The organism is Mycoplasmopsis lipofaciens ATCC 35015 (genome assembly GCF_000686585.1).
Taxonomy (GTDB): domain Bacteria; phylum Bacillota_I; class Bacilli_A; order Mycoplasmatales; family Metamycoplasmataceae; genus Mycoplasmopsis; species Mycoplasmopsis lipofaciens.
In genome coordinates this window covers 121,840-134,804 of the sequence record NZ_KK365990.1, presented here as the reverse complement: position 1 = coordinate 134,804, position 12,965 = coordinate 121,840, and the positions used below count along the sequence as shown (strand labels likewise).

Here is a 12,965-nt window from a genome sequence, read left to right as displayed (position 1 = left end):
GCTTGCTGTATTAGGTTCGTGAAAATCATTATGAAGAGGCATTCTTCAAATTTTTTCATGTGTTTACTAGCCTGCTTCTTCAAATATTTTTCAATTTTTATCACTTGTTGAATATATCCCGCTATAACTTGTTCCTAAAGCTGTTAACATAGTTCCAGTTAATGTTGCTACGTCCACTAAGGTTGTTGCATTTAATACTTTAGCTCCATAATATAATCCATCAGCTAAAACCAATCTTCCCTCTGCATCTGTATCTACAACTTCAACAGTTAAACCAGACATAGATTCATACACATTTTCTGGCAATGAAGCATCACCATCTAATCTATTATCAGTTATCATCATAATAGCTGCAACATTTTTTTGAATTTTTAATTGTGCCATTGATTTCAAGGCATATGCAATAATTACAGATCCAGACATATCATATTTCATACCTTCCATATGATAACCTTTTGTATTCACTCCACCTGTATCAAAAGTTATTCCTTTTCCAACATACACAATTTTATCCTTTGAATTAGGGTTGCCATTATATTCAATTACGACAACTCTTGGTTCGAATGTTGAACCTTTATTTACTGATAATAACAATCCCATTTTCAATTTTTCAATTTGTTTTTTATCTAAAACTGATACTTTTAAATTATCAATATTTTTAAAATCATCAACAATAAAATCAGCTAATTTTTCTGAATTACAAAAATTCTCAGGCATTACTTGTAAATCTCTACATTTATTTCTATTATTAGCAATAATTTCATATTTTAAAAATTCATTTTTTAATGTTTCATCTCTTAACAAAAAAGAAAAAACTATTTTATTTTGTTTTTCTTTTTTTCTATTAAATAAAATGTGACTATGGAAAATTATTCTACTTGTAAATGCTTTTAAAACATCATGTATATTAATTTTATTTGTAACAAATGATTCTAAATCAATTTGATATTCTCTTTTGCTATTTACAATATATGTATCAATTAATTCAACCAATTCATCATAAGTTTCATATTCCTTTTTTAAAAAAAACAATGCTTCTTGTTTATCAAAAAAATTTGTGAATGATCCTTTTTTACAGTTAATTTGGTCAATAACATTTTCATATTCTTTATTGCTTCTATTTTTAAAAAAAGCTTTTAATAATATTTTATTATCACGTTCAGTCAAATAATATTTATTCATTTTTTCTCCTTAATATGTTTTAATTTTTGATAAATTTAATACTAAAATAATATACTAATTAGTTTTATAAAGTATATTAATAAATTATTTTTTATTTACAAATTTAATCTTTTCTATTAGAATTATCAATATAGAAAGTATAAAATTTCTATTGAAAGGAATAAAATGTCTTTAACAAAAAGCAAAAATTTAAAAGTTGAAAAAAGATCTTTAGTTCAAATTTTAACTTTCACATTATTAATATTGCCTTCAATTATTGTATTAATTGTCGCAGGCAATAAAACAATGATTGATAGCAAAACAGATGCATTTTTTGTTGGATTTAGCAATGGATTTGATTTGATTAAGGTAGCGCTTGCTACAAAACATAATGTTTTAGAAACTATAAAATCATTTTTTAATAGTTTTGGTAATGTAAATTGAAAAGATATCAAAGAAATGATATTTGCATTATCTAAATTGTTAGGATTCATTTCATACATTTTTGTATCATTATTTTTACTAATAATTACAGTGTTTGTTTTAATTTTACTTTTTAGAATAATATTTAAATTTAGATTTTTTGTATTTATTTTCAATTTAATTGTTGTAATAATTACATTGGCATTCGTCGCATTATTCATTACATATAATTTCAGTATTCAACAAATTTTGGATGCAGCTCAAAATGTTATAACAAATATGAAAATCGCTCTTGCTATATTAGCTGGCTCAACTATTGTTATTTCTATTTTTTCAATGATTGTTGTTCCAATTCTTGCAAAAACACCAGAATCTAAAGAAGAACACATTGAAAAATAATACAAATTCACCTTAATACAAGTGGATAAAATAAAAGTTTACGTTAAGAAAAACGTAAACTTTTATTTTTTTATAAATTTACTAATTTTATTTATATTTTTTTAAATCTCATAGACAAACTTAATAAGAATAAGATTAATTATTAGAATACCTTATTTATTTTTCACATAATCATCAATTTTATGATTTTTAAAATTAATTGCTTTTAATATTCAATTGTTAAAATACTTTTCTGTTCATCCTTGAAATAAAGCATAAACAAAAGGAGCTAACAAATCACCTATAATCATAGCCAATGTGCCTAATAAAATATCTTGTTGTTTAAAATGAGACATTTTATTCATATCAAAAAATAAAGTCGGAACTTGTTGTGCTAAACCTCTAATTGGATTTATAGCTGCCGAACCTGCTAAAATACCCATTCAAACATCAAAGGAAATAATTAACATTATAAAAAGATCGCGATACTTATTATCAATTCTTGGACTAAATATTGGAAATAATAAAATCATACTAATAACCAATTCCACAAAAAGAATTCAAAAAGTTCCTGGCATAAGCTGATTAATTGTTCCATTCAAATCCATTTTATACGGATTTGAAATATTATTAGATACAATAAAATCTTTGTTTGAACTATTAGCTGGAGAAATATAAAAATTTGCAAAATTTAAATCACTTGTAAAATGTCCAATTCCATAAATAATTAATCCTGCTATAATTCCACCTATTAATTGAAAAAATATTTTAATAAATGCATAGCGAGTTGTATTCGTACCATTTAATCATCTATAAAGAGTAACAACAGGATTTAAATCAACTGATCATCTTCCAAAAATAAAAAGACATGAACCAACAATAATAAATCCTGCAAAAAAACCTACGATAACATTGTGCAATAAGTATACTTCAAGAGGCTTATTCTGAATAATTATTGAAAGTCCTGCTAAACCTAATGAAATTCAAATACTTCCAATTAATTCAGAAAGCATGTGAGTAACTCAGGCTTTCTTATATTGCGGCTCATTAGCTTGCAATCTCTCCTCTTTTTTAATTTTAAAAAATTTAAACATTAACCGTTAATTACCTTTCCGCTTTCTGTCATTTTTAACATTTTTGAAAAATCTCCTTTTTCTGCTGCATTTGCATTTTCGATTGTTATAGCAGCAATTTGTTCTAAAGCTGTATTCGTTAAAAAAGCTTGATGTGATGTCACAATAACATTTTCATTTTCCAACAATCTAGCTCATTCAGGGTCGATTTTCTTATATTCCTTTGCATATGCAGAAATATCTTCATAAAATCGACCTTCTTCTCTATCCAAAACATCTAATGCCATACCTCTAATGATTTTGTTATCTAATCCATATAAAGCAGCAGATATTTCAATTAATTCTCCTCTCGCAGTATTGATTATAATTACACCTGGCTTCATTAATTTAACCGCTTCCTTATCAATTATATATTTTGTTGATGGCAATAATGGAGCATGTAATGAAATAAAATCTGAACGCTTTAATAGTTCTGTAAATTGAACATATTTAAAACCTAATTTATTTGCTAATTCAGGATTATGAACTTCACTATAAGTATCATAAACAATTACATTTGCTCCTATACCCCTCATAATTTTTATAAATGATTGTCCAATTTTACCCGAACCTAAAACACCAACTGTGGAACCAATTATTGTTTTTCCATCTAAATTATTCAAAGAAAAATTATATTTTTTTACTCTGTTTTGCGCCTTTACAATATTCCTATTTAAAGCCATTAAAGTTCCAGTAGCAAATTCTGCAATACTTTCTGCTGAATAATTAGGCACTCTAAAAACTTTTATCCCTAATTCCTCAGCTTTTTTCAAATCAACATTGTTATATCCCATTGATCTTTGAAATCAAAACTTAACGTTATATTTAGCTAGTAACTCTAAAACATATCTATCACCAAAAGTATTTACAAAACCGCATACAGCATCAAAACCTTTTGCTAAATGCGCAGTATTTATGTTTAAATTTTCTTCAAAATAAGTTAATTCATGGTTATGTTTTACCATATCAAAATATTTTTTATCATAATCCTTAGTATCAAAAATGGCTATTTTCACAATTACCTCCTCTAAGCAATTATTTTTATTATAAAATTATGAAATTAATATTGAGTAAATATAAATAAAATATTTGGTTTTAAATGAAAATATTAACATAATAAATCATAATTATTAGAGAATATTTATATTAAAATTATCTATGATATATGATAAATATATATTCAATAATTATTAATAGGGAGTTACTATGGGTTTTTGAACAAACTTATTTAAAAAAAATAAAACAAACAAAATTGATATTGAACCAAGAATTTATGATATTGTTGAAGGCTTTGGTGGAATTGACAATATTATAGGCTTTAATAATTGTGCTGTAAGATTAAGATATGATGTTAAGAATGCTAAATTAGTTGATGAAGAAAAATTAAAAAATGCTGGTGCGCAAGAAATTATTTTTATAGGTAATAGACATATTCAAGTTAAATTCGGAAGCGAAAGTGAAGAATTAAATATCAAAATTAAAAAAGCTGAAAAAATTTTAAGAGAACAAAGTGCTTTAAAACAAAGAGAAGTGAAAAAAGGGAATCTTTTAGAAGAAAATGAAACACAAAAAGAAAAAATAAGTTGTTCAGCAAAAGAACAAAATATAGTTTATTCACCTTGTTCTGGAACAAGAATTGATTTATCAGACTTAAGTGATCCTGCATTTTCATTCCTAGGTACAGGTTATGCAATAAGAATCAATGAAGAAAACCAATTAAATGTTTATAGTCCAATTAGTGGAAAAGTAATTATGTGTTATCCAACTAAACATGCTTTTGGAATTCAAAATAGTTGTGGATTGGAAATTTTAGTTCACATAGGTGTAGATACAATTAAATTAAACGGATTGGGCTTTACAACAAATATTAAACAAGATCAAGAAATTAAACATGGTGATTTATTAGCCACAGTTGATTTAAACATTCTAAAAAAAGAAAATCTTTCTTCGGATGTAATCGTTATTATTACAGATAATGAACACAAAGAAAAAGCTAATAAATTATTATGTGGCATTGAAATTGAAAAAGCAAATCAAGAATGATTTCAAGTTATAAAATAATGCTTTGGCATTATTTTTAAATAAAAAAAATAGACTTTTAGTCTATTTAAGGTGATTTAACATATGGAGCAAATGACGGGAATCGAACCCGCATGACCAGCTTGGAAGGCTGGAGTTCTACCATTGAACTACATTTGCATTTTAAATTGCCTTATTATTATAAACAAAAAAAATATATTGATAAGAAAAAAATAAAAAATAAAGAAGGTAATGATGACATACGAAAAATACTTATACCCTAAAATACAGCCATATGAAAAAGATTTTTTGAAAGTAGATAAAATTCATCAAATTTATTATGAGGTAAGCGGAAATAAAAATGGTATTTCTATTTTCTATATTCATGGCGGACCAGGGGGTGGTACTAGTGAAAATTGTAGAAGATATTTTGACCCTAAACACTATAAAATAATTCTTATAGATCAAAGAGGATGTGGCAAAAGTTTACCTTTATTAGAATTAAAAAATAATAATACTCAATGTTTAATTGAAGATATAGAAAAAATAAGACAACATTTAAATTTAAATAAAATTATATTATTTGGTGGCTCATGAGGAACAACATTATCACTATTATATGCTATTAAATATCCTCATAATGTGCAATGTTTAATACTAAGAGGTGTTTTTTTAGCAAGAAAAGAAGATATAAATTGATTATATCAGGAAGGAGCAAGTTATTTAAAACCAATAGAATATGAAAGATATATATCTCTATTAAATGAAAAACAAAAAAAGAATATTATTAATAACTATCATTTATTAATGAATTGTGATAATGAAAAAATTAGACATAAAGCTTTTATTGAATGAAGTCGATGAGAAGATTGTTTAATTTCAGTTAATAAATCTAAATTTAACGAAAAGGATATAAAATCCATTCAAGAAATAGCACTACTTGAAAATCATTTTTTCTACAATAATTCTTTTATTGAAGAAAATTATATTTTAAATAATATTAGCAAAATTAAAAATATAAAAACATATATAGTACATGGCGAATTGGATTTGGATTGTCGTCCTTCTGGAGCATATGAACTACATAAAAAATTACCTAATTCTCAATTGTTTTTATTACCTAAAACAGGACACACTCAAAGAGAAGTAAAAATAACTCAAAAATTAATCGAAATAACTAACATGATAATTAAAGATATTTAAAAAAACGACATTTAAAATTCAAGTGTCGTTTTTTTAAATTATTATTTTTTGATTTTAAAATTTCAATATTTATTAATTTCCGTTTGCGTTTTTTGATTTACTGGTTGTATTGCGATATGATTGATATCGTATTCCAATCATGTATTAACTGTATTAATTTCATTAATTTTCATTTTACTTTTTATACTAAAAAGTGACTTAATATATTCTTTTTCATATGGATCTGATATATCTTCAAAATAATTATTATTAATATAATTAAATTGATTTTTAAACACTGGTGTATAACCAACAAAATCATAATTAATATATGAATGATATTGTTCGGCATTTTCACTTTTTCATTCAGAAATATTTAAACCATTTAAAAATGATTTTTTAGCCACCTCTAATGTTTGTTTATATAAATTTGAATTAGTGCCTTTAACTATAACAAAACCATCTATCAACAATAAATTAATCTTAGGTCTAATAAATCTAATAGTACCCTGTTTTACATCTTTAAAATTGTCCTCTGAAAAATATGCATCTATCGCGTCACCATTGTACATTATTCCAGCCTGAATTGAACTATATGGATTAATAATATTATTAAGCAACTCTTGTCCGTCACCCAAAAATTTTATATTATCAGTTTTAATTATTTTTTCACCTTTTTTACCAATATTTTCATCAATTAAATCAATAAACGAATCTATCAAATCTTGATATAAATGAGGCCTATTGACTTGTCAAGCTTCTCCAGTTGGCTGTTCTTCATAAATATTAGTCTTTGAATTATATCTATATGATGAACCATATATCATATTATCTCTGACAGCGTTTGTTGCTTCTCATTTTGAAAAACCTGTATTACTTAAAATTTTTAAAATGTTATCCATTTTATAATTTTTATTTATTTTATTTAATAAATTAGTCTCTAGTTCAACAATTTTTGACTCATCAGTATATTCTTTTCCTAATTTTGTAGGGTTATAAACAATAACCATATCCTGTGCAAAATAAGGAACAAAATATTGATAAAGCTTTCTAGTTTTTCCATCATTAAATTTATGACCTAAATAATCTTCGGTTAGTAAAGAATCATATTGTTTCATATGATTTCAACCTAAATCAGTAAATAATTTTTTAATTTCTGGTTCCAAAATAGAAAATCATTCATCAGACAATTTTGTTGTGTTATCAAGTTTTATTTGTTCTGATCTAGATAGTTTTGATCTTAAATCAAATAAATAATCATAATCTATTCTTTCAAGTTTGTCTCTTTTAATAAGTTGTGCCGCTTGAGAATCATTACCAATACCAGATAATGCTTTATTTGTCAATATTGCTTTAGTAAATTCATGAATTGTGTCAAATTCCTTATAATCAAAAATACTGCTTAAAATATTTTTACTATCTTGTGCCATATAAGAACCATAATTATAAAATGTAGGCTTAAATTTATGCATTTTTTTATAAACCACAGCAGCGGTTATACTTCCTATTAGTATAGATCCAGCAGCTAAATATCCTAATTTTTTTGTTAAAAATTTCATTATTTAGCACCTCTTTTTTTAGTTTTTTTCATTATATATATTTTGTAGCTAACATATATTGCATTACCAATAATTGTTATAAATAAAAAAGCTGCTCCAACTACCAAACCTCAAGCTTTAAAATGTCCCTCATAAAGTTTTGTACCTAGTGTTGATGTATTTGTGGTAGTTTTTAAAATTATAAAATCATCTAAACTTAAAAAAGTTGTTATCATGCCTGCGAAAATAATTGATGGAATCATATATATAAAATATGTTTTAAATCATGATTTTACTTTTGAATAACCTAAATCCTGACTAGCTTCAAATAAACTAGAATTAAATTTTTCACTTCTAGGATACATTAAAGTAATACCATATGGTAAAGCCATTATCGTATGTCCGACAATACCTCTTAACATACCTTCGTTACTATTTGCTAGTGTTCCAAATAAAATTCCAAAAACCAACACTAAACCAATAGCTGTTATATTGTCAGGATTAATTAATGGTATATTATTTACAGCTTTTACAATAGAACCATATTTTTTATTTTTTTGTCTTCACATTGCAAAAACGGTTAATAAAGAAATAGAAATAACCAAAATAGCTGTAGAAAAGGCAATTATGAAAGAATTAATAAGAGCAATTCCTCTTCCTTCATCCAAAAATGTGGTTCATGCGTCAGTTGTTGCTCCATTTCAAAAGAAACTTAAAATTCCTTTATCAGAAGGCTTATTAAAACTAAAAATTAAAGCAAATGCTAAAGGGATATATGTGACAAAAAGTATTATATAAATATAACTTCTTCTAATTCCTTCTCAAAACTTACTCATTATTTACCCTTCTTTCTCAATTTAACTATTATTCGTGGAGCAAAATTTATAACTGCATAACAAGATATAAATACAGCAGAAACAACTAACACCAATGTGCTTCCTAATGCTAAATCATATTGATTTGAAGGATTTGAATAATCATTAATTACAGCTCCAATAGTTTGCAATATACCACCATTTGGTAGTAACTTAGAACTAATAACGAATGTTGTAGCACCTGCTAGAAAAATTAAACTAAAGCCACTAACAATTGCTTTAAAACTATAAGGAATAACTATTTTAAATAATGTTTGAAATTTATTGTATCCTAAATCAGAACTTGCTTCAATTATATTTCTAGGCATATCTCTAAAAACAGTATATAAAGGCATTATAATGTAAGGTAAATTTAAATATGTAATAGCTAAAATCATAAACCATTCAGCATTCAAATTATCCTCAGGAACAAAAGAAAGAAAGAATCCTCTAATTGCATATATTTTTGCAATTGTAAAAATAATCATTGGACTTAACACCAAACTCATTGCATAGACAGGCAAAATTTTACTTTTACTCATTGCTACAAAATAAGCAAAAGGGAAGCCTAATAATAAACAAAAAATACTTGAAAATATTCCTAATCTTAAACTGCGAGAAATAATTACTCATGTTCCTCTTTCTTTTACTAATGAAAAAGAATCAAAATCTTTACGTGGTATAAATGCATTAATTAAAATTAGTAGTAAGGGTAAAATTATTAAAAAGATAGCAATAATAACATAAGGGATAAATAATGCTAAACGCTTATTTAAAGCTAATTTTTGTTTAATTTTTAAATTCATTTGTTTTATAATCTCATTTGCTATCTTTATTCATAATATGAATAGAATCTATTGTTCAATTAATATGAACTTTGTCATTCATTTCAAATTTTTTTGATGTTTCAACATAAATAATTTCACCATCTTCTAATTCAATTTTTAAATAATAATAACTACCACGATATGCAATAGAAACAACATGTCCAACAAGTCTATCTTGTCTTGATTTTTTGTTTTCATATAGCATAATATCTATATCTTCAGGACGAATTAAAACATCAATTTCAGTTTTGGGTTTAAATTGATCTGTGTCATAAATGGTTTTAAATTTTCTTCCTAATACTGTAACAGTTTCATCTTCATTAAAAACACCATTATAAATATTAGAATCGCCAACAAAGGAAGCAACTCATTTATTTACTGGATAGTCATAAATTTCTTTTGGCGTATCATATTGTTCAATTTTTCCGCCACGCATTATAGCAATACGATCTGATAATTCTAAAGCTTCGTTTTGATCATGTGTAACAAAAATAAAAGTAAGATTTAATTTCTTTTGAATACTACGTAATAAATTTTGCATTTTTTGACGAATCTTAGCATCTAGAGCACTTAAAGGTTCATCTAATAATAATATTTTAGGTTCAATAACTAAACTTCTCGCAAGTGCAACACGTTGTTTCATACCACCAGATAATTCGTTTATATTTTTTTTCTCATTTCCTGTTAAACCAACTAATTCAACAATTTTATCAACTTCGGCTTGCATTTCTTGTTTTGAAATTTTTCTAGTTAAATAACGTTTTTCAAATTTTTCTGTTTGTTGCGCAACATAATTTTCTCAATATGAATATGTAAAATCCAACTTATCTAATCATTTTTGTTTACGACGATATGTTGTTGTATTTTCTTTTAATTTTTCCAATTCTTTTTCTGTTTTTGCTTGTTTTTCATCAAGTTTACGCATCTCTAATTCAGCTTTTTTTGCTCATTTTTTGGTTTTTTCTTTTAATAAAATTTCATGTTTTGGATTAATGTGTTCTTTAGGTATTCTTTTTAAATAAAGACCATATTTAATATTTCCCTCAACATTTAAATGTGGAAAAAGAGCATAATCTTGAAAAATTGTTGATAAATCTCTTTTATGAGGTGGTAAGTCCTTAATATCTAAACCATCAAATAAAATTTCACCACGTGTAGCTCTTTCAAAACCTGCAATTAAACGTAATATTGTGGTTTTACCTGAACCAGATGGTCCTAATAAAGTAACAAATTCACCCTTATTAATTTTTAAATCCACATTATCTAAAACAACTTTTTCATCAAATTCTTTAACAACTTCTTTTAATTCAATAACATATTGATCTATTTTTTTTATCATATTATCTCCTTACTCATCATTTTATACTTAAAAATATTTTAATAACTAATTATAGAATAGAAAAAAGAGGAGGCCTTATCATAAATGTCCTGTGAATACTTAATAACAAAAAATGGAAGTAGTGGATTTCTATCTTCACAATAATTTAATAACACGAATTTTGAAATAAATTTATTCTTTTTAAAATTTTGTATTCACATAATGATTTAAATTATATTTAATTTAAAATATTGTTAAAATAAAAATTTATTTTTAAATAGAATAAAAAAACAGCAAATTTTGCTGTTCAATCATTTAAACTTAATTAAATTGACTTTTATATAAAGTATTATAATAACCTTTTAAATTTATTAATTCTTGATGAGTTCCTTTTTCAATTATTTTACCATCCTTAACAACTAAAATTAAATCAGCATTTTTAATAGTACTTAAACGATGAGCAATTACTATACATGTTTTATTTTGCATAATATTTTCTTGTAATGCTTTTTGAATAATTTGTTCTGTATTAGAATCAACATTTGATGTAGCTTCATCCATAATCAATATTTTTTTATCACCCATAATTGCACGTGAAATAGATAGTAATTGTCTTTCACCTTGCGATAGACTCGAACCATTATTTTGAATTATAGTATCATAGCCATTTTCCATTCTCTGAATAAATTGATGAGCTGACAATAAAGATGTAACTTTCACAACCTCTTCTTTCGTGGCGTCAACTTTTGAAACTTTTAAATTATTATAAACAGTATCATTGAACATAAATGAATCTTGTAAGACAACAGCAACCAAATCTCTCAAGTTTTCTTTAGAAATATGTTTTAATTCAATACCATCTATTTTTATTGATCCTGATTCATATTCATAAAACTTGCATAATAAATTAATTATCGTAGTTTTGCCTGCGCCAGTTGGGCCAACAATAGCAATTGTTTGTCCTGGCTTTGCAATAAAAGATGCATCTGTTATTTGATATTTAGACTTGTCTAAATTATATCTAAACGAAACGTTTTCAAACTCGATTAATCCCTTGATATTTTTTAATTCTTCATATTTAGCTAATTTCTTAGGAGGAACTAAATCAATTAATTTGAAAATTCTTTTAGTTGATGCTACACCTAATTGTACAGAGAAAACAACGTTTATTAACATTTGAAAAGTTCCCGAAAAATTAAATATTAGGGATATAAAAGCAATTATAAAACCAGTATCTGGGTATTTAGTAAAAATTCCAAAAGTTGAAATGCTATTTGTTTTAAATGCTAAGGCTATAGTGGCTGTTATTAATACTAATATATTATTTGCAAAAATAAATCAAGGATCAAATAATTTTGAATAAGTATCACCAACAACTGCATTTTTATATAATGTTTGCGCTATTTTTTTAAATTCCTTTTTAGCTGTTTCTTGTTTGTCAAAAGTTTGTGTTATTTTTGCATTTGTAAGCATTTCTTCAGTGTATGCATTCAAATTTGCAAAATCATTTTGCAATCTTATAAATGCGGGTCTAGCACGGGCAATCAACAAATAACTAACTGAAAAAAACATAGTTGCAAAAAATATTATGATTAAGGTTAACGTTGGACTATAAAGCATCATTAAAATAAATGAAAATAAAATATTAAAAATATTTGAAAATGTTTCATTTAATAATTGTAGCAATGAATTAGATAAATTATTTATATCATTAACTAGAGTTGAAATAATATCGCCTGATTTTTGATTATCATAATATGATATTGTCATTTCCATAACTTTTTCCATAGCTATCTTGCGCATTTTAAATGCTGTTTTGTAGGCTATATGAGCAAATATTTTACCCTGAAAAAAACGGCAAATACCATAAAATATAAAAGATAATGCCATAATTGTTGATAATATAATAAATAAATTCAAATTAAATTGTGAAGGATTTTTAAATGCTGCTTTATCATTAGTCTCAAATGTTAACGAGACAATTAAGCCCGTAAAAAGAATTCCAACATTATATAAAATACCGTTTAATGAAGCTAAAATTATTCCAAATATTGTAATATTTTTGTCTTTTATATCAAGAAATCTAAAAATTAATTTTAAAAGAGAGAAAGTAGAAATTTTCTTAACTTTATTTTTTTGTTTGTTCATTTGGC

Annotated in this window: 10 protein-coding genes, 1 tRNA gene and 1 pseudogene; 3 read left to right on the top strand and 9 right to left on the bottom strand. The window is 25.0% G+C overall.

Translation table 4 applies throughout. From position 1 onward, the window contains the following. Positions 1–1,182: pseudogene (locus tag T388_RS03785) on the bottom strand (M17 family metallopeptidase); the annotation flags it as partial. Positions 1,183–1,347: 165 nt separating this feature from the next. Between T388_RS03785 and T388_RS0103430 the strand changes: the two are divergent. Continuing rightward, the gene (locus tag T388_RS0103430) at positions 1,348–1,983 is read left to right on the top strand and encodes a hypothetical protein (RefSeq protein ID WP_027120901.1); all 636 of its coding nucleotides are present in this window, start codon (positions 1,348–1,350) and stop codon (positions 1,981–1,983) included. A 152-nt stretch (positions 1,984–2,135) separates the two neighbouring features. On the opposite strand, the gene T388_RS0103425 is transcribed toward T388_RS0103430, so the two are convergent. After that, on the bottom strand, positions 2,136–3,056 hold the full coding sequence (locus T388_RS0103425) for an aquaporin (protein WP_027120900.1): 921 nt from the start codon (positions 3,054–3,056) through the stop codon (positions 2,136–2,138). Further along, positions 3,056–4,090: a 2-hydroxyacid dehydrogenase gene (locus tag T388_RS0103420; protein ID WP_027120899.1), complete on the bottom strand. Its 1,035-nt coding sequence runs from the start codon at positions 4,088–4,090 to the stop codon at positions 3,056–3,058. Before T388_RS0103420 ends, T388_RS0103425 begins: the two co-directional genes overlap by 1 nt. A 190-nt stretch (positions 4,091–4,280) precedes the next feature. On the opposite strand from T388_RS0103420, the gene T388_RS0103415 reads away from it, so the two are divergent. Further along, positions 4,281–5,135 carry a PTS sugar transporter subunit IIAB gene (locus tag T388_RS0103415; protein ID WP_027120898.1) on the top strand — a complete coding sequence of 285 codons (855 nt, stop codon included), beginning with the start codon at positions 4,281–4,283 and terminating at the stop codon, positions 5,133–5,135. Positions 5,136–5,199: 64 nt separating this feature from the next. Here T388_RS0103415 and T388_RS0103410 read toward each other — a convergent pair. Further along, a tRNA-Gly gene (locus T388_RS0103410) sits at positions 5,200–5,273 on the bottom strand. A gap of 72 nt (positions 5,274–5,345) precedes the next feature. Between T388_RS0103410 and pip the strand changes: the two genes are divergently transcribed. After that, entirely contained in the window at positions 5,346–6,296 is a 951-nt protein-coding gene (gene pip / locus T388_RS0103405; protein ID WP_084489766.1) for a prolyl aminopeptidase, read from the top strand. 41 nt (positions 6,297–6,337) lie between these two features. Here the strand turns inward: pip and T388_RS0103400 are convergent, their stop codons facing one another. The 5 genes from T388_RS0103400 to T388_RS0103380 all read right to left on the bottom strand — a co-directional run bounded on the left by T388_RS0103400 (position 6,338) and on the right by T388_RS0103380 (position 12,960). After that, positions 6,338–7,834 carry a type 2 periplasmic-binding domain-containing protein gene (locus tag T388_RS0103400; protein ID WP_027120896.1) on the bottom strand — a complete coding sequence of 499 codons (1,497 nt, stop codon included), beginning with the start codon at positions 7,832–7,834 and terminating at the stop codon, positions 6,338–6,340. Next, on the bottom strand, positions 7,834–8,649 hold the full coding sequence (locus T388_RS0103395; protein ID WP_027120895.1) for an ABC transporter permease: 816 nt from the start codon (positions 8,647–8,649) through the stop codon (positions 7,834–7,836). Before T388_RS0103395 ends, T388_RS0103400 begins: the two co-directional genes overlap by 1 nt. After that, on the bottom strand, positions 8,649–9,473 hold the full coding sequence (locus T388_RS0103390) for an ABC transporter permease (protein WP_027120894.1): 825 nt from the start codon (positions 9,471–9,473) through the stop codon (positions 8,649–8,651). Before T388_RS0103390 ends, T388_RS0103395 begins: the two co-directional genes overlap by 1 nt. Beyond that, positions 9,457–10,833, bottom strand: a complete 1,377-nt coding sequence (locus tag T388_RS0103385; protein ID WP_027120893.1) for an ABC transporter ATP-binding protein — start codon at positions 10,831–10,833, stop codon at positions 9,457–9,459. Before T388_RS0103385 ends, T388_RS0103390 begins: the two co-directional genes overlap by 17 nt. A 300-nt stretch (positions 10,834–11,133) precedes the next feature. After that, complete coding sequence (locus T388_RS0103380) at positions 11,134–12,960, bottom strand: ABC transporter ATP-binding protein (protein ID WP_027120892.1); 1,827 nt, start codon at positions 12,958–12,960, stop codon at positions 11,134–11,136. Positions 12,961–12,965 lie beyond the last annotated feature (5 nt).